Annotated in this window: 17 protein-coding genes and 1 pseudogene; 5 read left to right on the plus strand and 13 right to left on the minus strand. The window is 58.6% G+C overall.

What is annotated here, in order from left to right; translation table 11 throughout:
* Positions 1 to 44: 44 nt before the first annotated feature.
* Positions 45 to 917 (minus strand): LysR family transcriptional regulator, encoded by an 873-nt coding sequence (locus ACA072_RS13520; RefSeq protein WP_497624731.1) that lies wholly within the window; start codon positions 915 to 917, stop codon positions 45 to 47.
* 78 nt (positions 918 to 995) lie between these two features.
* Between ACA072_RS13520 and ACA072_RS13525 the strand changes: the two genes are divergently transcribed.
* The gene (locus ACA072_RS13525) at positions 996 to 1934 is read left to right on the plus strand and encodes a DMT family transporter (protein WP_497624732.1); all 939 of its coding nucleotides are present in this window, start codon (positions 996 to 998) and stop codon (positions 1932 to 1934) included.
* Between the two features lie 249 nt (positions 1935 to 2183).
* Positions 2184 to 3260 carry a 4-hydroxyphenylpyruvate dioxygenase gene (gene hppD, locus ACA072_RS13530; RefSeq protein WP_219093983.1) on the plus strand — a complete coding sequence of 359 codons (1077 nt, stop codon included), beginning with the start codon at positions 2184 to 2186 and terminating at the stop codon, positions 3258 to 3260.
* Positions 3261 to 3387: 127 nt separating this feature from the next.
* Here hppD and rarD read toward each other — a convergent pair whose 3' ends face one another.
* The 6 genes from rarD to ACA072_RS13560 form a co-directional block, all read right to left on the minus strand.
* Positions 3388 to 4269 (minus strand): EamA family transporter RarD, encoded by an 882-nt coding sequence (gene rarD, locus ACA072_RS13535; RefSeq protein ID WP_497624733.1) that lies wholly within the window; start codon positions 4267 to 4269, stop codon positions 3388 to 3390.
* A 109-nt stretch (positions 4270 to 4378) separates the two neighbouring features.
* Positions 4379 to 5332 carry a D-2-hydroxyacid dehydrogenase family protein gene (locus tag ACA072_RS13540; RefSeq protein WP_497624734.1) on the minus strand — a complete coding sequence of 318 codons (954 nt, stop codon included), beginning with the start codon at positions 5330 to 5332 and terminating at the stop codon, positions 4379 to 4381.
* 13 nt (positions 5333 to 5345) lie between these two features.
* Positions 5346 to 6371: an alpha/beta fold hydrolase gene (locus tag ACA072_RS13545; RefSeq protein WP_497624735.1), complete on the minus strand. Its 1026-nt coding sequence runs from the start codon at positions 6369 to 6371 to the stop codon at positions 5346 to 5348.
* 85 nt (positions 6372 to 6456) lie between these two features.
* Complete coding sequence (locus tag ACA072_RS13550) at positions 6457 to 6891, minus strand: YqaA family protein (RefSeq protein ID WP_403097983.1); 435 nt, start codon at positions 6889 to 6891, stop codon at positions 6457 to 6459.
* On the minus strand, positions 6891 to 7337 hold the full coding sequence (locus ACA072_RS13555; protein ID WP_403097981.1) for a DUF411 domain-containing protein: 447 nt from the start codon (positions 7335 to 7337) through the stop codon (positions 6891 to 6893). The genes ACA072_RS13550 and ACA072_RS13555 overlap by 1 nt, the downstream gene beginning before the upstream one ends.
* Before the next feature lie 268 nt (positions 7338 to 7605).
* Complete coding sequence (locus tag ACA072_RS13560; protein ID WP_497624736.1) at positions 7606 to 9597, minus strand: methyl-accepting chemotaxis protein; 1992 nt, start codon at positions 9595 to 9597, stop codon at positions 7606 to 7608.
* Between the two features lie 368 nt (positions 9598 to 9965).
* On the opposite strand from ACA072_RS13560, the gene ACA072_RS13565 reads away from it, so the two are divergent.
* Both ACA072_RS13565 and ACA072_RS13570 read left to right on the plus strand, forming a co-directional pair.
* Positions 9966 to 10499, plus strand: a complete 534-nt coding sequence (locus tag ACA072_RS13565) for a hypothetical protein (RefSeq protein ID WP_497624737.1) — start codon at positions 9966 to 9968, stop codon at positions 10497 to 10499.
* 160 nt (positions 10500 to 10659) lie between these two features.
* A pseudogene (locus ACA072_RS13570) lies at positions 10660 to 10874 on the plus strand (LysR family transcriptional regulator); the annotation flags it as partial.
* On the opposite strand, the gene ACA072_RS13575 reads toward ACA072_RS13570, so the two are convergent.
* From ACA072_RS13575 to ACA072_RS13600, 6 genes are all read right to left on the minus strand, one after another.
* Positions 10863 to 11798 carry a GNAT family N-acetyltransferase gene (locus ACA072_RS13575; protein WP_497624986.1) on the minus strand — a complete coding sequence of 312 codons (936 nt, stop codon included), beginning with the start codon at positions 11796 to 11798 and terminating at the stop codon, positions 10863 to 10865. The pseudogene ACA072_RS13570 and the gene ACA072_RS13575 sit on opposite strands and share 12 nt — an antisense overlap.
* Complete coding sequence (locus ACA072_RS13580) at positions 11798 to 13087, minus strand: phenylacetate--CoA ligase family protein (protein ID WP_497624738.1); 1290 nt, start codon at positions 13085 to 13087, stop codon at positions 11798 to 11800. The genes ACA072_RS13575 and ACA072_RS13580 overlap by 1 nt, the downstream gene beginning before the upstream one ends.
* 52 nt (positions 13088 to 13139) lie before the next feature.
* Positions 13140 to 15542, minus strand: a complete 2403-nt coding sequence (locus ACA072_RS13585; RefSeq protein WP_497624739.1) for an aldehyde dehydrogenase family protein — start codon at positions 15540 to 15542, stop codon at positions 13140 to 13142.
* Between the two features lies 1 nt (position 15543).
* Positions 15544 to 16674 carry a LuxE/PaaK family acyltransferase gene (locus ACA072_RS13590; RefSeq protein WP_497624740.1) on the minus strand — a complete coding sequence of 377 codons (1131 nt, stop codon included), beginning with the start codon at positions 16672 to 16674 and terminating at the stop codon, positions 15544 to 15546.
* 22 nt (positions 16675 to 16696) lie between these two features.
* The gene (locus ACA072_RS13595; protein ID WP_497624741.1) at positions 16697 to 17938 is read right to left on the minus strand and encodes an MFS transporter; all 1242 of its coding nucleotides are present in this window, start codon (positions 17936 to 17938) and stop codon (positions 16697 to 16699) included.
* A 276-nt stretch (positions 17939 to 18214) separates the two neighbouring features.
* Positions 18215 to 18352 carry a hypothetical protein gene (locus tag ACA072_RS13600; protein ID WP_165557409.1) on the minus strand — a complete coding sequence of 46 codons (138 nt, stop codon included), beginning with the start codon at positions 18350 to 18352 and terminating at the stop codon, positions 18215 to 18217.
* 157 nt (positions 18353 to 18509) lie between these two features.
* Between ACA072_RS13600 and ACA072_RS13605 the strand changes: the two genes are divergently transcribed.
* A complete protein-coding gene (locus ACA072_RS13605; RefSeq protein WP_028620074.1) occupies positions 18510 to 18698 on the plus strand; it encodes a hypothetical protein in 189 nt (62 codons plus the stop codon).
* Positions 18699 to 18701 lie beyond the last annotated feature (3 nt).

Below are 18701 nucleotides of genomic sequence, written 5' to 3' on the forward strand. Positions count from 1 at the left end.
TTCAGGTAGTGGGCATGATAGATGGCCGCTGATGCTTATGCCGCTCAACGATAGTTCAGGCTTGAAGCCAGCTGGATAAACGCCAGCGTTGCGGGCGACGACTGTCGCTGGTCGAGCACCGCCAGACCGACCTGTCGATTGACGGGTGGCGACAGCGGTTTCTTCACGTAGCGGCGGTCGTTGTCGTCGGGCAATGAGCCTTCGGCGACCACGGTCACAGCATCGCCACGGCCCACCGTGTCGAGGGTGCTGAGCAACTGTGAGCAGCGATAACGGATGTTCGGTGTCAGCCGGGCAGCACCGAACAGCCGGGAAACCAGCTCCGATGAACCGGCTTCGGTCAGCACGAACGGGTCGTCACACAAGTCGCTCAAGCTCAGGTTGTCGCGACCCGCCAGCAGATGATCGCAGGGCAGCAGCGCAACCATCCGGTCTTCGATCAGCGCGAAGGTGTCGAAGCGATCTTCGGGCAGCACCACGAAGCCGATATCGATTCGCCGCTCTTCCAGCCACTGGATAATCTGCCGGTCCGGACCTTCGTCGATGTGGACTTCGATGCCAGGGTGAGCGACGCGGTAATGCTGGAGGATCTGCGGCAGCAGTTTGATCGAAGAGGTGGGACCAAACGAGCCGATCCGCAGGGTACCGCTCCTCATTCCGCGAGCGTCGGCGGCTTCCTGGCGCAACGTGTTGGCCAACCCGAGCATCGCCCGAGCGCGCGACAGGAGCTGTTGGCCGATGTCGCTCAGTTCGACTTGAGACTGGTGGCGCCGGAGCAGTTCGACGCCCAATTCCTGTTCCAGGGACTTAAGGGCATGCGACACCGCCGATTGGGAAATTCCCAACCGATTGGCCGCCGCCGTAAAGCCACGCAGTTCGGCGACCAGCGAGAAAATCTCGAGTTGTGTCAGGGTCATGAGTCTTTACTCATTTTACGATGATCGGACATTAGTCGAATGATACGTTATCCATCGTGATTGAAGCCCAGACACCTTATGAATACTTATGCGCCAACCACCTCATCGGACGTGCCGGTTTATCTGAAACTCGCCGCCGTCACCATGATCTGGGGCGGGACCTTCGTGGCTGGGCGGTTTCTCGCGGACAGCCTCAGTCCGTTGTTCGCCGCCAGCCTGAGATTCTTGCTGGCCAGCATGGCGTTGCTGCTGTTTTTACTGCTTGCCCGGGTGCCACTGGCGAAACCGAGCCCCAGGCAATGGCTGCAGTTGGCGCTGCTGGGGTTCTTCGGGATCTTTTTCTACAACCTGTGCTTCTTTTATGGACTGCATTACATCAATGCGTCGCGAGCGTCATTGATTGTGGCGCTGAACCCCGCCGTGATCGGACTGGCCTCGTGGCTGCTCTTTAAGGAGCGCTTGAGTCGGGCGAAAGTTATCGGGATCGCGGTGTGCATCGCCGGGGCGAGCGTGGTGATTGTCAGCCGCAACCCGCAGTTGCTGGCCGACAATGCCGACGCCTGGATTGGCGACCTGCTGATTTTCGGCTGCGTGCTCGGCTGGGGGATTTACTCGCTGTGCTCCAAAGAGCTGAACCACTCGCTGGGGCCGGTGCAGACGGTGACGTATTCGATTCTGCTGGGCACGCTGATGCTGTGGGTGGTCAGTGCGGTGCGTGGTGAGCTGAGTGTCAGCGCGCTTATCAGCCTCGGTCCGCAACAATGGTTGAGTCTGATGTACCTGGGCGTGTTGGGCTCGGCGCTGGCCTACATCGGCTATTACGACGGCATTCGCCAGATTGGCGCGACGCGTTCGGGGGTATTCATTGCCTTGAATCCGCTGACCGCCGTGATCCTCGGTGCGCTGCTGTTAGGCGAGCAGTTGACGCTGGCCATGTGCTTGGGAGGAGGGCTGATTCTCGCGGGGATTTTCCTGTGCAACAAACCCCTTGCGCGAGCAGGGAAAAAGGGGATTTGATACAGAAGGCGGACAAACCTATTTACGCTGTGTAGAATCGGGTTACGCATACAATAATAAACGTCTTTTGGCAGCAGAAGACTCGCCCGCATCAGCCTTGGGTCGACAATGAAAAGTTTTGGGTTTCAATTGATCTACGGTGACTTCCTCGCCCGCAGCGTGCGGGGCATCTCCTGCGCGCCACCCGCCGGCTTCAGCATTCTTAGCGACTAACGTTCCGTTAATTCTAAAAAATGATGAGGCGCCAAAATGGCAGATTTATACGAAAACCCAATGGGCCTGATGGGCTTTGAATTCATCGAGCTCGCATCGCCAACCCCCAATACGCTGGAGCCGATCTTCGAGATCATGGGCTTCACCAAGGTCGCGACCCACCGCTCCAAAGACGTGCACCTGTATCGCCAGGGCCAGATCAACCTGATCCTCAATAACGAACCGCACAGTGTTGCTTCGTACTTCGCGGCCGAGCACGGTCCGTCGGTGTGCGGCATGGCGTTCCGCGTCAAGGATTCGCAACTGGCCTACAAGCGTGCGCTGGAAATCGGCGCCCAGCCGATCCACATCGAAACCGGCCCGATGGAACTGAACCTGCCGGCGATCAAAGGCATCGGCGGCGCGCCGCTGTACCTGATCGACCGTTTCGGCGAAGGCAGCTCGATCTACGACATCGACTTCGTGTTCATCGAAGGTGTGGACCGTAACCCGGTCGGCGCGGGTCTGAAGATCATCGATCACCTGACCCACAACGTGTATCGCGGTCGCATGGCTTACTGGGCCAATTTCTACGAGAAGCTGTTCAACTTCCGCGAGATCCGCTACTTCGATATCAAAGGCGAATACACCGGCCTGACCTCCAAGGCCATGACCGCGCCGGATGGCATGATCCGCATCCCGTTGAACGAAGAATCGTCCAAGGGCGCCGGGCAGATCGAAGAGTTCCTGATGCAGTTCAACGGTGAGGGCATCCAGCACGTGGCCTTCCTCAGCGATGACCTGATCAAGACCTGGGATCACCTGAAAAGCATCGGCATGCGCTTCATGACCGCGCCACCGGAAACTTATTACGAAATGCTTGAAGGCCGTTTGCCGAACCACGGCGAGCCGGTCGATCAGCTGCAATCGCGCGGGATCCTGCTGGACGGTTCGTCTGAGTCGGGCGACAAGCGCCTGTTGCTGCAGATCTTCTCGGAAACCCTGATGGGCCCGGTGTTCTTCGAATTCATCCAGCGTAAAGGCGACGATGGTTTCGGTGAGGGCAACTTCAAGGCGCTGTTCGAATCGATTGAGCGTGATCAGGTTCGTCGTGGCGTGCTCGCCACCGAGTAACCCGCTTCATCGCTAAGAAACTGTGGGAGCCAGCCTGCTGGCGATAGCGTCTTCAGAGTCAACATTGATGTTGACTGACAGATTGCAATCGCCAGCAGGCTGGCTCCCACATTTGCTTGTGCTGTATCTAAGGTCTGCGATGCCGCATCAGGTGTTTGAACCCTTCAAACACCAGCACCACCACCGCCAACCAGATCGGAATGTAAGTCAGCCATTCCCCGGGCTTGATGCTTTCCCCAAGCAGCAACGCCACGCCCAGCAGCAAAACCGGTTCCACATAACTCAACAGCCCGAACAGGCTGAACGGCAACAGGCGGCTGGCGATGATGTAGACCACCAGCGCCGACGCACTGATCACCCCGAGAATCGGGATCAGCAGCGACAACCACGGATGTTGATCAAACACGCCGAAACCCTGTTCACCACTCTGCACGAACCAGAACGCCACCGGCAGCGTCAACGCCATGTCCAGCCATAAACCGCCAAGGTTGTCGGCTGCCAGACGCTTGCGCAGGATGAAATACAGGGGATAGCCGATGCAGACCAGCAAGGTTGCCCAGGAAAAACCACCGACCTGATACACCTCGTTGATCACGCCGAGGCAGGCCAGCACCACGGCAATTTTTTGCAAGTAGGAGAGGCGCTCGCCATAGGCAATCCGACCGGTCAGCACCATGGTCAGCGGCAACAGAAAATACCCGAGCGACACATCCAGGCTGTAGCCGTTGAGTGGCGCCCACATGAACAGCCAAAGCTGTACACCGAGCAGGGCCGAAGAGGCGACCAGGCCGGCCATCAATTTCCGGTTGCCAGCAATGCGCTGGAAAATTTCGAGCACACGCTTCCATTCGCCGGAGACCACCATGAACACGGTCATGCACGGTACGGTCAGCAGCATGCGCCAGCCGAAAATCTCCACGCCGCTCAGGGGCGTGAGCAACGAGGTGTAGTAATACATGACGGCAAACAGCACCGAGGCCGAGACCGATAAAGCGATACCTTTAGACAAACTGCCCTCGCGAGGTTGGACGTGAAACGGGCGCAGAGGATACGTGGTTTTCGCGTTCAGTATTGACTAACCGATCTACATCGATCGAGTGCGAGAGCGGCGGTGCGGCTTAGCTCAGAAGCCGAATCGGCTCACCGGCCGACCACGCCTGAATGTCCTCGATCATTTGCGAAAAGAACTGATGGTAGTTCTGTTGACTGACATACCCGACATGGGGCGTCGCCAACACATTGTCCAGCGTTCTGAATGGGTGATTCACTGGCAATGTCTCCACGTCAAACACGTCCAGCGCCGCCCCCGCCAGACGATTCTTCTGCAACGCCTTGATCAGCGCGGCCTCATCGACAATCGGCCCGCGGGCGGTGTTGACCAGCAGCGCCGAAGGTTTCATCCAGTTCAGCGCCTGGGCGTCGACCAGCCCTCGGCTGCGGTCGCTGAGTACCAAATGAACCGACAGCACATCGGCCTGCTCGAACAATTCCTGCTTGCTGACATAGGTCACGCCCACTTCAGCGGCCCGCTCGGCCGTGAGGTTTTCGCTCCACGCGATCACCCGCATTCCAAACACCTGACCGAACTGCGCGACACGTTGGCCGATGCTGCCGAGGCCAAGGATCGCCAACGTCTTGCCGTGCAAGTCGCCACCCAGGCCTTGCTGCCATTTCCCTGCGCGCAAGGCATTGGCTTCGACCACGAGATTGCGGGTCGCGGCCATGATCAGCGCCCAGGTCAGCTCGGGAGCGGCGTGTTTGTAGCTGTCGGTGCCACTGACCTGGATACCCAGTGCTGCAGCGGCCTTGAGGTCCAGCGCGGCATTGCGCATGCCGCCGGTGACCAGCAGTTTGAGTTTCGGTAACTGGCGCAGCAGGTCCTCATCGAACCGGGTGCGTTCGCGCATGACGCAGATCACTTCAAATTTGCCCAGGCGTTCAGCCAGGGTTGCGTTGTCGGCGGGGTAGTCATGGATAAAACTCACCTCGCCGAGGTTGTCCAGCATTGACCAGTCGACCACGTCACGCGCCACGTCCTGCCAATCATCGATCACCGCAATCTGCACAGCCATCAGCCTTACCTCATCAACGCACGGGATTGGTTTTGTTCAGCCAGTCGAGCAATGCCTGGTGGAATTTCGCCGGCTCTTCCATCTGCGGCGCGTGGCCCATGCCGGGGAATTCAACCAGTGTGGACTGGGGAATCAGTTTTGCCACTTGCTTGCCGAGCACGTCGTAATGACCGAGCTTCGCCTTGACCTCCGGGGAGGCAATGTCACTGCCGATGGCTGTGGTGTCGGATGTGCCGATCAGCAACAGCGTCGGCATTTTCAGGTCCTTGAATTCGTAGAACACCGGCTGGGTGAAGATCATGTCGTAGATCAGCGCTGAGTTCCATGCCACTTGCGTGTGCCCGGGGCCTTTGTTCAGACCGGCAAGCATATCGACCCAGCGATCGAATTCCGGCTTCCAGCGGCCGCCGTAATAGGTGTTGCGTTCGTAAGTTCGGATGCCGTCGGCGCTGAGTTTGAGTTCGCGCTCATACCATTGATCGACAGTGCGATACGGCACGCCAAGGGCTTTCCAGTCTTCCAGGCCAATGGGATTGACCAGCGCCAGTTGCTCGACCTGATCGGGATACTGCAGGGCATAGCGCGTGGCGAGCATGCCGCCGGTGGAGTGCCCGAGCAAGCTGGCTTTCTGGATGCCGAGGGCTTTGAGCAGTTGCTGGGTATTGGTCGCCAACTGCTGGAACGTGTACTGATAGTTGTCCGGTTTGCTGGAGGTGCAAAAGCCGATCTGATCCGGCGCAATGACCCGGTAACCGGCTTCGCTCAAGGCTTTGATCGAGCTGTCCCAGGTGGCACCGCAGAAATTCTTGCCATGCATCAACACCACGCTGCGCCCGTTGGCCTTGCCGTGTGCGGCGACGTCCATGTAACCCATCTGCAGGGATTTGCCCTGGGACTCGAATGCGAAGTGCTTGACCGTGTAGGGGTACTCGAAGCCTTGCAGTTCCGGTCCGTATTCCGGGCCTTCAGCATGGGCCAGAACAGGCAATGCAGCTGTCAGAAACAGGCCGGGCAGCCAGCGCGAAAGAGCAAGGGACATGAGAGCACTCCGTTGGAAAACAGCCGATGCTGGATCGACATGATTAGGGCGATATTAAACACAGGCAATCGCAGCAGCTGATCGTTCAACCGATCCAGCCGAGCGTGGCCAAGGCCAGCACGCCATAGCGAGCACCTTTGGCGAGGGTCACGATCAGCAGGAACCGCCCAAGCGGCTCGCGCATGACCCCGGCCACCAGCGTCAGCGGGTCACCAATAATGGGCACCCAACTCAGCAGCAATGACCAATGACCGTAGCGTTGGTAGTGTTTTCGGGCCTGTTCCAGATGGCGCGGGCTGACCGGAAACCAGCGTCGGTCGCGAAACCGCTCGATGCGACAGCCTAGCCACCAATTCACCACGGAGCCGAGGACATTGCCCAGCGTCGCGACGGCCAGCAGCGACCACAGCCAATACTGCTCGCTGAGCAGCAGCCCCACGAGCAACGCTTCGGATTGCAACGGCAACAAGGTCGCGGCACCGAATGCCGCGAAAAACAGCCCTATGTAGGCGCCGCCGATCAATGGGCCGGGTAGTCCGCCACCACCACATCAGTGCCGTCCTTTTTCAGGCCGATCACTTGATAAGCGTCGCTCATGCCGTCCATTTCCATGCCCGGCGAACCCATGGGCATGCCCGGCGCCGCAACACCGAGCAAGTCATCACGTTTGCTCAAGGCCAGGACTTGATCCGCTGGCACATGGCCTTCGACGAATTTGCCGTTGATCAGGCCGGTGTGGCAGGACGCCAGACGCGGAGGCACGCCGTGCTGTTGCTTGAATTCGCTCATGTTGGATTCGACGTGGTCTTCAACCTTGAAGCCGTTGGCTTCCAGGTGGCTGATCCATTTTTTGCAGCAACCGCAGTTGGCGTCACGGTGGACTTCGATCGGGATCAGGTCGGCGGCCTGGGCCAGGGAGGAGATAAACAGGGCGCTCAGGGCGACCAGACGCAGGTGGGTTCGCATGGGGAATCTCGTCTCGGGTTGCGGCCAAAAAGATGCATTTTGACCATTTTTCGCTGCGAAGAGATATCAGGTTGTTTCGAAGTAATACCGCGCAACCAAGTTGCACCGCATTCCTTGTAGCAGCTGGCGAAGCCTGCGTCCGGCTGCGCAGCAGTCGTAAATCCGGAATGTGCGGTCTGTCTGTTGCACCGCGGGTTCAGATTTTACGACTGCTGCGCAGCCGGACGCAGGCTTCGCCAGCTGCTACAGGTTTAGCGATGGGCGCATATTAACGCACCTTGAACCGCCCCATGATCGAGCTGACGCGCGCATTGGCTTGCAAAAGTTGCTGGGTATTAAGCTCGCTGGCCTGGCCGCTTTTCACCAGCTCATCCACCATGTGGCGGATCTGCACCATGCTGCGGTTGATCTCTTCGGTCACCGCGCTTTGCTGCTCGGCGGCGGTGGCGATCTGCGTGCTCAGGCTGTTGATGTGGCTGACCGAGCCGGCCATCTCATCCAGACCCGTGTTGACCCGCGCCGTGGCATCGGCGGCAGACTGGCAGCTGGCCTGGGTGTTTTCCATGGCGCTCACCGACGAACTCACGCCTTGGGTCAGGCGCTTGAGCATTTCATTGATTTGCGACGTGCTGGCCTGGGTGCGGGCGGCGAGGGCGCGGACTTCATCGGCGACCACCGCGAAACCGCGACCTTGCTCACCGGCCCGGGCCGCTTCGATCGCAGCGTTGAGTGCCAACAAGTTAGTCTGCCCGGCAATCGCGCCAATCACCCCGAGAATCTCGGTGATGCGTTGTGCATCCTCCTGCATGCTTTCGACTTTATGAGTAGCGCTTGCCACCTCGTCGATCAAGGCAATCACGCTGCTCGACGCTTCGCCGACGACGACCCGGGAACGGTCTGCGTTTTCATTGGCGCGCTGGGTGAAGGCCGCCGTTTCAGCGGCGTTTTGCGCGACGCTTTCAGCGGTCGAACTCATCTCGGTGATCGCCGTGACCGTCTGATCGGTTTCAGACGCATGACGCACCAGAATCTGGCTGGTGTGGGCCGAGGTGCGTTGCAGATTGTCGAGGCTGGACGCCATGGCGCCGGTGGCCTGGGTGACTTCGCCGATCATGTTCTGCAAGTAAATGATGAAGGCGTTGACCGAGTGCCCGATAGCGCCCAGTTCGTCTTCGGCGCGGATGGTGATGCGCTTGGTCAAATCGGCATCGCCAGCGGACAGGGCGTCTATGTTGGCCTTGAGGATTTTCATGCGCTGGATCAGTTGGCGAATCGCGTAGATCTGCAGCAGCACCAGCAGGATCACCATCGGGATTTGCAGCAGGCTCAAGGTGCTGAGAACGTCGTCACGCTGGGCGGTGATCAGCTTGGTCGGCAGGGCCGTGGCGAGGAACCACGGCGTGCCTTCGATCGGGCGCATGAAGAAGGTGCTGGCTTCACCGTTGTTGTCGAACTCGCCCCGTTGCGACTGATCACGGTTTTGCAGGCCGGCCTTCACTTGGTTGGCGAATGGCGAGTTGCTGGTCAGTTCACTGATGTTCTTCAGCACGATCGGCCCGCTGATCCGCGAGCTGTTGCTGATGATCTTGCCGTCGGCCTCGACGATCAGCATTTCTGCGCCAAGGTCTTTTTCCTTGCGCGCGATCAGGTCATTGAAAAAGCCCAGGGTCACGTCGATGGTCGAGACGCCATACGCGGCACCATTTTTCTGAATGGCCATGGCGCAGTTGGTCCGGGGCTCGGCGCTGGCGTCATCTTTATAGGCGGCGGCCCAGGCGCATTGGCCGCGCGGGGTTTGCATGCCGCCCTTGTACCAGGTCTGGTCGTAATAGTTGGGGGCTGCGTCGCTGTTCCAGAACGTATTGACCGCCAGCTTGCCCGAGGCGTCGCGGTGCCAGAAGGTGCTGAACTTGTTGCGCCCGGCTTCGCGCTGGCCGGGCAACGGCCAGATCCCGCCGCCGAACACTTTCAATTCGCCGTACTGATCGACCAGGCCAGGCAACACCGTGTCGATGGCGCCGCTGTCGAGCAATGGAATGGTCTGGGTGATGCTGCGCTGTTGCGCCTGAACCTTGTTCAGTTCGCCCTGGATATGCTCGGCCACTTCGGCGATGCGGTTGAGGGCCACCTGCTCTTCGGTGTGGCGGAGTTTGGGGGCGACCAACTGGCTGATGCCGACCACTGTCAGAACGAACAACAGCAGGATGAACAGGACCAGAAACAGCGTGTAGCGAGCCTGGATGGTGCGGAATGCGGGCATGGGACCGGTCCTTGTGCAGCGTTTTTTTTATAGTGGTTTTCGATCGAAAGATCGGCGCTTCGTAGTGCTATCGGCCTGCTGGAGACGAGCTTTAGGTACGAACGTACAAGATTTGGGCAGGGTGACGGACGGTCGGGGCTTGGCAGTGTCATTGTGGATACAAACGAGGCTGATCAGTTGCCAGTCCAATGGCGGGAAGTTTGTATAGGCCAATGAATCCAGGCACTTGGTTCTTTGTATCGTAAATGTACGAAAATTGTAAAAACCGGAAATACTTGTTGGTATGGCAAGTTGCCACGCTGATACTTGGCCGCTCTAAATCGGGTCAACAAGGAGTTTTTTATGGTCACGCAGTCGGGAGTTCAGTCATGACTATCGGCTATGCCGGGGCTTGGACGTCCAAGGCAGGTTTATTGGTTCAGGATACGGGCGGCGGCAAGCCTATCAAGCAAAGCGCCCGGATCAAGCAGATGCTGGCATTGGTGGGGACCAATCCCAACGCGCTGAGCACGGCGAAAATGGATGCAATGAAAATCCATCGAAACGTAAAAGGTTTCGACCCGGAAAATGTCAGCGCCAAACAACTGGGCAACCTCAGTGCCTTCCTTAGAGGTAAAGGCCTGATTTCCGATACTACGTGGATGACGTTGATGAATGCCGGTGACAAGTTTGACCGGTTTGGGGTTCAGAATGACCCGGATGCAAAATTCAATGCGCTGGAGTATTTCGCCACGCAACTGGATACCATCCAGAACAACAGTATCAGGGGCGACAAGTACGCCACTGGCTTGATCCCTGAATACAAGACGGCGATCTACGTATTGCAGAACTTGCAGACTTACGGCAAGGGCAATGGGACGACGGTGCCTCCTACCGATGGTGGCGTCAGCTCCAAAGCCTGACGCTCGGTAGTGCCGGCCCACTCAGACCGAGTAGGCCGGGCTCGTTTACCGCTCAAGCAACTTCATGGGGTGCGCCGGCCAGGAAGCCCCGACACAATGGGCGGTTTTGCCAAAGCGGCGGACGGCGTGCAGTTGCCTGGCGCTTCGGTGACCAGTCAACGGGCTGGTGCAGACGCCGTACTGCCACGTTGCCCGTCAATTGAAGGAAGGGCGTCTGTGCGAAGTAATCAAATCGACGCTGCCCCCTGATGCCGTTGACGGCCCTCTATCCCCACACCGCCAGATGTCCTGGCGGGTAAGGGGGGTTGTCGACTGGCTGGTAGAGCTTTGCGCGCAGCCGGGCATGACTTTCACCGAAAAGACTCAAGCGGCTGAGCGAGCGTTGCCCAGTAATTCGGTGTGGCGCTGCAAGTCGTCGTGCAACTGTTGCATGTAGGGGCAATGCAGGTTGAGGGATCGAGGTTGCGCTCCTCGGTGAAACAGGGCGAACCATCCATGACTGCCAGGTGCGGGCATCAACCCGGTAAAGGTGAAACCCAGCAGCGTCAAACTTCGCAGGTCTTCGGTGAAGTGCTGCGACAACGCAACTCGGGTCGAGACCATCCAATGACCGGGCAATTGCCGGATCTGGTCGAGCAGGCGTTTGCTCAAGCGCTGAACGACCATGTCGAAGCGGTGATGATGTTGCTTGATCTGCAAGGGCATCGAAGGTGGTGATGGCGCTTGCGGATGAGTCCCGAACAGCGAACACAGGTGCTGCATAAACCCCCGATAGCGCTCAGGCCAGGGAATGTCGGGGAGCGGGCGCGTGTGGCCTTCAACCACGTAACAACCCATCACAATGGTTTCCGGGTGCGGCTCGCCGAAAGGCGAAGGGACGTAGTCGGGAAGCACGCCCGTGCTGTAGAAGCCGATGTTTGCAGCCATGCGTTGAGTGTACGGGTGGTGGGTCACTTGTTTGATCACGACACTCTTGAAGCCCAGTGGTGCGGCCTGCATCAGTAACTCCCGGCCCAGACGGGTCGCGATACTTTGCCCCTGCGCGGCGGGATGCACCACGCTAAGCGCCAGTTCCGCAGTGTGCGGGAACACTTCCTGGCACAACGCGGCATGCCCGAGAACCCGTACGTCGTCCACCGCCAGCATCGATTTCCAGCGGCCGTCGGCAATGTGTTGGCTGATCATGTTCGGCAGGTAAACATCCGGTTGAACGTAATGATCGCCATAGACCTCACGAAACAGCTCACTCACGTCGCGGGCGTCGGAAGGGCGAAAGCGTCGAAAAATCAGGTTAGGCATCATGCAGTCTCCGGTGATGGCGCGTCATAGGTGCGCAAATCCAGGACTCGCATCTGTTTGCCCGAGCGAGGGTGAAGCTCCAGTTCGGTGGCGGGGCAGGAGAGTACCCGCAGCTCCAGCAACCTTTCGCGATTCAGTTGCTCGAGCGCGGGGTAGTGGGTCACAAGCGCTGCATACAGCGCCTGGCACATCGGAGCGGTGGTCAGCGTTCGAGCACCGGGCACCCATTTCACACTGACGATGTCCTTGTAGCCGTCATGTTCGATGCGCAATTGCCACTGATCGGTATCGGCAACGCGCTGGACGATTTGCTGTATTTCGTCGATCAACAACGACAGTGAACTCACCCGAACCCGCTGACTATGAGCGCTACGTCCCTTGAGGGCGAATTTACGCATCGGCGTTGTTTCAGGCTCACGCCAGCAGGCGCGGTCGCCCACCGGATAACGCAGCAGCGGCATCAGTCGGCGTGTCAGGTTGGTCACCACTAACACTCCGGTGCGGTCGCATTCTTCGATGACTTCACCCGTGAGCTCATCGACGATTTCCAGCAAGGTCTGCGGTTCAAACACCCGATGCTCGCCCAGGGCGCAGTCGCGGCTTGTCGCCCCGATGAGGCCCGCATCGACGCTGGCGTAGCCGATTGAGGCGATGCGTACGTTGGGAAACACCTGGGTAAGGATTGCCAGTTGCGGGCCGAACAGGCTTTCGCCGCCGTACAGCAATGTTTCAACCCCACACAGTACCCGCTGATGCTGGGTCAGGTATGCCGCAAAGCGCAGTAACTGCGCCGGCACGCCGACCAGTACGTTGATCCGGTGCTGATCCAGCGCATCCGCCAGGACATCCATGCTGACTTCTCCGGTGAACGGAAATTCACAGATGGACCGTTTGACGTGCGCCAGCGAGTCGTGGATGAACAGAAAGCTGGCATAGAGATCGCCACTGAAGAACAGATTGGCGACGCGGTCGCCGTCTTTCAGTTGGCAGGAAATACTGTCGCCGAACGTGCTGACCAGCGTTTGCCATTCATCCGTGGAATACACCGATAGTTTGCCGTGGCTGGTTGAACCCCCGGTTTTGAACACCAGCCCGTCACTGATCTGTCCGGAAAGCACGGGCCATTCAGTTAGATCGTCGCTATTTGCCCAATAGTCGGCAACATTGGTTAATGGAAGGTCTTTTAACGTGTTTCCGTCCAACGGCAAGTGTTGCAGGTGTTTACGGTAGAAGTTTGAGTGTTGCCTTATATAAGGCACGAGCTGTTCAAGCGAATAAGTTATGTTCACTGGGTTCTCTTTTTTATCAGGCGTTTCTACGGTTTTGAAACTATTGATATATTTATTTTCTGTTGTCGATGACTAACGGTACTTTTCCGCTGTGTTTGTTTCGAGTGAATTCGGCTTCGGTGCATTCGTGAACTTCCACCGTTAACAGTGCGGCGCTCACGGCATTGGCCAGTGCTTGATGGTTCAACAAGTTTGCATAAGCCTTGTCGGCATTCAGGTTCGATAGAACCGTCAGCCGCTCCCGGCCATCGAGGGCATGGTCCAGGACCAGTTGAACCGGCAGGCCGACGCTGTCCTGCAGCGCCATCGGCGAAATGAACTCGGTGCCCATCCGGATCAGCTTGCCGTGACGCTGCAGCAATTCGAATCGCGGTGAGTCGAGCCCGCAAGGACAGGCTCCGGGTATCCAGCGCCCGGTGTCGCCAACGTCGTACCGGCGCACGCTCTGGCCCTGCCGGGCCCGGGAGGTGAACAGCAGTCGGCCGACTTCATCGGCCTGAACCGGCACATCGTGTTCCAGATGGACGATTTCCAGATGCTGGGTCTCGCACATCAAATGAAAGACGCCGTCCTCGGTTGCCGTGCAGGCATGTCCCAGCGGGCCCGCGTCGACCGAGCCATAGATCGCCGAGCGAATCGTCGAGACCCCGCAGCTCTCCATCAGGCGCAGGCTGGCCTGGCCGGGATGTTCACCGCCGAGGAACACTTTGCTGATGCCGGCGTACGCGCGAAGTCGGCTCTGTTCGTTGAAAAACAGGCGATGCAACGTACTCGGCATGCCAATCAACACGGTAATCCCGTGGTCCACAATCAGCTGGGCAATTTCGCTGAAGTCATCCTGGTGCGGTGCGCCCATGGGGTAATGGGTAACGCCCATCTGTTCCAGGACCTTGGTGAAGCTGGAGAAACCTCCATACAGGCTGCCACCGTAAAACAGGTTCATCACCCGGTCCGTCGATGGATCGAGGCCGGCGGCAAACATACCGTCAGCCGCGGCGCGCATCTGCCGTTGAAAGTCCTGATAACTGAAACCGGCCAGGGCCGGCGTGCCGCTGCTTCCCCCGGAACGGAAATACAGCTGTGCGGCGGCGTTGATCGGCTGGGTCATGAATACGTTTTTGTCCATGATCGGGTCATGGCGTGTATCGGGCGCTTCGGGTAGTGCGTCGAGCGTTGCCCGCCCAGGGACGGCCTCCGGCGCCAGACTGACCGAGAGACGACGACTGAAGCGTGACAGCGCGTAGACGCCGTCATGGGGCTCCCCGGGGTAACCATCATGAATCGATCCGCAGGGGGCGATACGCGTGACGCCGGCATTGACCAGCGTGCGTACCAGCTCAGGCGTCTGTGCGGGTGAACACATCAACGCGCAGCTTTGCAGGACCTTGCGCCAAGGCAATAGCGTCTCGGCGATCACGTGTTGCGGCACCGGTTTGAGCAGCAACGTACGAAACAGTGGGGAGGGCGCGAGCGTCTGGTGGTGATCCCAGATGACTCTCCATCCGGAGGCGGCCCAGACTTGGCCGGTCTGGTTTGCAAAGCAATGTTCCAATCGCGCCATGGCGGTGCGGGTGGTGATTTCCGAAGCCTCCTGGTCGGTAGGTACCAGCGCCGGCCAGTGTGAGGCGCGGCGTGTAAAGGCTTCAGCCAGCCGCTCACCCAGGTCCAGCAAAATTGCCGGATCGTTGCTGTCCACCAGCAGCCATTGCGGGCTCGAACACGCTTGCTGATCCAGACTGCACACCTCATCCACCAACGTATCCAGCGCCGAAGGACTCGCCGCATCAGGTGACAGGTAAGCGAAGCTGATCCTGTGGCCCCAATCGATCCAGCGACACCCGGCCGGGATCTGCTGACGAATCGCCTTGAGCGCTTGTTCACCGCCCCAGGCGGCGACGCCATCGGCGTGGGTGCAGAGTTGCGCTATCTGAGCCGTGCCGACCGGCAGCACGGCAACGAAATCGGCCAGTTGGCCACTGGTGTCGCACTGCACCAGCGCCGCGAGTAACCGGGCGGTCAATCCGTCATCGCTGGAACTGGGGCGCAGCCAGTTGATGTTGCCGGCCAGCAGGCTTTCCACGACAGCACAGAACGCCAGCATCGGCGCATTGCCCGGCGTCACGTGCACCACCAGTCCCAGCGGGTGCCAGCTTTCAAAGCACGCTTGCCGGTAATCGATACGTCGTAGCGAGCGGGGTTGCACACCCAACTCGCGCTCAAGCTTGGTGACGAGATTTTCACGTTGGCAGAAGTCGCCAAGCCCCAGTCGTTGATCGTTGTCGAGGGGCACATCCAGCCTGTCAGCCTGCAATAGCAGGATAAAACGGGCCGCTGCGTCGATCACGGTGGTGCTGTCGATCGGCGTACTCAGCAGCCGTGGCAGTTGTGGGTACAGTTCCTCGAGGGCGGTCTCGAGGGTGATATCGTCACGCAGTTCGCCATTGATCAAGTACATGTCAGGCTCCTCCAATCAGTTCAGACGCGGCCATGGCACAGCTTCGGCTGGCGCTCGTGCCAGCGCGTCCATGCAGTTCAAACCAGTCGGTCTGCAAGCCGCATCCGCAGCTCGCGCCGGGGTGCAGCGTCGCCAGGTCGCCCATGACCACGGCGTGCGCGGGGCTGGAAGAAATGTAGGGCGATACGAACTCCAGCAATCCGCGCCGGCCGTAGGGCTGGACGGTGAAGTCGGCTGGATTGCGCACGAAGACTTTTGAATAAACCGGCACATGGAAATGCTGGTGAGCACACTGGATGTAGGGCACGGCATGCTCGACAGCGCCGTAGCCGTCCCGGCAGCGGGACAGGTCGATACCCAGTTGGCGGTTGATCCGTTCATACAACTGCGACAAAGGGATTTCCTGCGCCGCCTGGGTTTTCCAGCCTCCACCGAGAAACACCAGTGACTCGGCCGGCAACCGCAGATCCGCCACGCCGGTGTCTTCCATGTGTTGCAGTGCGTGGGAAAGGAACGCGGGGAAGCCGAGAATGCGCACGGGTAAACCTTCTTCGGCAAACGCCTGCAAGGCGCGGATCACCCCAAACAAATCGAACGCATGACCGCTGTTGGTCAGGCGCAATCCATAGGCAACGCGGTTCACCGGCGCATAGCTGCACAGAAACTGGTCGGTGTAGGCGGTGCCCAGGGTGATCGCAGCCTTGGGCTCATAGCTCAGGAGCAGGTAGTTGCAAGGGGTATCGGGTGTGTCCCAGCCGTAATGGCGAAAAATGTGGCTTACCATGCCTTGGGCAGCGGCCATGCTGCGCGTGTCGTAGCGCAGGCGACTTTTCTGGCCGCTGGTGCCTGACGATGTCAGCTCCAGCGCGCCTTCGCCCGAGGGACCGAACAACAGGTGACGTTTGAAATAGTGGGCGAAAATCGGCGGCAGTCTTGCCCAGTCATCCAGTGTCTCCAGGTCTTGTGCCACGAGACCGTTAGCGTTGAGCCAGCGCTCATAGCCTGGCGTGTGGTGGCAATGGAACAGGCTAATTTCCCCCATGGCCCGGTCGAACAGGCCTTCAGGCACGGAATCCAGGCAATAGGGATGCGATAACGCGCAAAGCGCATCGGTGTGGGGTAAGTGGATCATCAAAAGGACCTATCGGGTGGGGTCAGGCAGCAAGCGGGAGGAGGGAGCGCCGCAGAAACAGGCGTAAGGGCAGCAGGCACATGAGGCCTGCGACACCCGCCATCAGGGCGAAGGATTCGTGACTGTCGCCGGCGCCGGCCGCAGCCATCAGCGAGCCGCCACCGCCCATGACGGCAATCGAAATCATGCCGATCATGGCCGAGATCAGGCCTTTGCTGTCGTCGCTTGAAAACAGCGCGAGCCGGTACAGTGCGGCATTGCTCATGCCCAGACCGATTGCGTAAAGCGCCAGGGCACCGATCAACAAAGGCGTCGACGCACCGTAGACACTGCTGGCGAGCAGGGCGGTAAGCCCGCCGCAAAACGGCCAAAGCGCGTATCGGATCAGTTGTGGCAACCCATTGTTGGCTATCAATCGGTTGAGTATCAGATTGCCGAGAATGACTGCCGCAAACACCGGGATTTGCCACAGGCCGTAGTGCAATGGTGAAAGCCCCTGATTGTGGATCAGCAGGATTGGCGCCAGTCCGATCCAGGCAATCAGGGGCAGGCTCATGATCCCCAGCGCAACAGAGGCACTGAGGAATTGCGGGTTGCTGAGCAACGCGGCATAGCGGCGCACGGTGCCGCGCCACTCAAACGGCACCGCCGTCAGTCGCTGACCGTCATGGCGCAAGGTCCCCACGGTTTCCGGCATAAATACATAAAGCCCCAGCCAGACCAACAGGCCGCCGACACCCAGCAGTAAAAACAGCTCCCGCCAGGAGAGCCATTCGAGCAAAAGGCTACCGAGCAACGGCCCCAAGAGCGGAGAGAGCAGCGCAACGTTACCCAGCAACGCCATGATTTTTACCGCGTCGGCTTCGCAGAACACTTCCTGCAAGGCCGGATAACTGACGGCGATGACAAATCCCAATCCCATGCCCTGAATCAGTCGCAAGCCGTTGAACGCATAGATGTTGTTCACGCTGAACGCTGCGCCGCAGGCCAAGGCGAAAACCGCACAACCAATGAGCAATATCGGCCGGCGACCGAAGTGATCCGACAGCGGGCCAATCAGCCATTGCAGGAGAATGCCGCCCGCCAGATAAAGATTGAACGCGTAGGGGACATGACGCGCACTGGCATTCAGTTCATCAGTGACGGTCAACATGGCGGGCATGATCATGTCGCTTGCCATGTAAGTCAGAAGTTCAAATAGCGTAATTGCAAGGCAGAAGCCGAACACATGATAGGGGCTGATGTTTATTAGAGGTTTGTGCATGGCATCCCTGTTCTTCTTCCTGAAGTTAAATAACGGGTCTTATTGCGAGGCACCAAGATAATCAAACAAGTATGAATACCTCAAACAGACTATTAAGACTGAAAGCTTCAATTGTTTTCGCCAAGTTTCGATATGAGGAGGGAATAAAAGCGGAAGTGTAAAGGCGCGTAGGAAAATGCCCGCGACAGGGCGGGCATTTGGTCAGATGTGATTGGATATGATTTTTTTCTTACAAGTGGATGTTCAATTAATTACGCTCTATGACCTGAGCAACCGTTATCGATGCTGGTAGTAACCCGGTCCACCGCGATCATAATGGTGGTCGCCGTGCCAGCCGCCGTGGGGGAAAACGATGCAACCGCTCAAGGTCAGCAGAGCGAGCAGGGGAATCAGCAGTGTGATTCGACGGAACATTTGGAAATCCTCATGGTTATCGCCGCAATAAAGCCAAATCTCTTCATCGGCTGTAACATGAGACCCCGTTTGCAGCGTCCCATTCCCGCACAAAGGTAGGGGCTTGGCATGCTTTCAGATACAAAACGGATACATTTTTCAGGTTCAGGAACTCGCAATGACTCAGTCGCAACGTTTGAAATACTCGATTCTGATCTCCCTGGTGGTGTTGGGGATCATGTTCGGCCTTTCGTATCTGCAAAACACCGGCGTCATCAGCGAGAAGCTGTTTCAGTACATCGCCATCGGCGTGGCGGTGATCGTGGTGGTGATCAATGGCGTGATGCGTCGCAAGGTCAAGCCTTGAGCG

It is taken from the genome of Pseudomonas sp. LBUM1656, from assembly GCF_059716065.1.

Coding starts and splice junctions, on each gene's coding strand:
- ACA072_RS13520 (WP_497624731.1), bottom strand. CDS start 917: ATGACCCTGACACAACTCGAGATTTTCTCGCTGGTCGCCGAACTGCGT.
- ACA072_RS13525 (WP_497624732.1), top strand. CDS start 996: ATGAATACTTATGCGCCAACCACCTCATCGGACGTGCCGGTTTATCTG.
- hppD (WP_219093983.1), top strand. CDS start 2,184: ATGGCAGATTTATACGAAAACCCAATGGGCCTGATGGGCTTTGAATTC.
- ACA072_RS13540 (WP_497624734.1), bottom strand. CDS start 5,332: ATGGCTGTGCAGATTGCGGTGATCGATGATTGGCAGGACGTGGCGCGT.
- ACA072_RS13545 (WP_497624735.1), bottom strand. CDS start 6,371: ATGTCCCTTGCTCTTTCGCGCTGGCTGCCCGGCCTGTTTCTGACAGCT.
- ACA072_RS13555 (WP_403097981.1), bottom strand. CDS start 7,337: ATGCGAACCCACCTGCGTCTGGTCGCCCTGAGCGCCCTGTTTATCTCC.
- ACA072_RS13560 (WP_497624736.1), bottom strand. CDS start 9,597: ATGCCCGCATTCCGCACCATCCAGGCTCGCTACACGCTGTTTCTGGTC.
- ACA072_RS13565 (WP_497624737.1), top strand. CDS start 9,966: ATGACTATCGGCTATGCCGGGGCTTGGACGTCCAAGGCAGGTTTATTG.
- ACA072_RS13575 (WP_497624986.1), bottom strand. CDS start 11,798: ATGCCTAACCTGATTTTTCGACGCTTTCGCCCTTCCGACGCCCGCGAC.
- ACA072_RS13585 (WP_497624739.1), bottom strand. CDS start 15,542: ATGTACTTGATCAATGGCGAACTGCGTGACGATATCACCCTCGAGACC.
- ACA072_RS13590 (WP_497624740.1), bottom strand. CDS start 16,674: ATGATCCACTTACCCCACACCGATGCGCTTTGCGCGTTATCGCATCCC.
- ACA072_RS13595 (WP_497624741.1), bottom strand. CDS start 17,938: ATGCACAAACCTCTAATAAACATCAGCCCCTATCATGTGTTCGGCTTC.
- ACA072_RS13600 (WP_165557409.1), bottom strand. CDS start 18,352: ATGTTCCGTCGAATCACACTGCTGATTCCCCTGCTCGCTCTGCTGACC.
- ACA072_RS13605 (WP_028620074.1), top strand. CDS start 18,510: ATGACTCAGTCGCAACGTTTGAAATACTCGATTCTGATCTCCCTGGTG.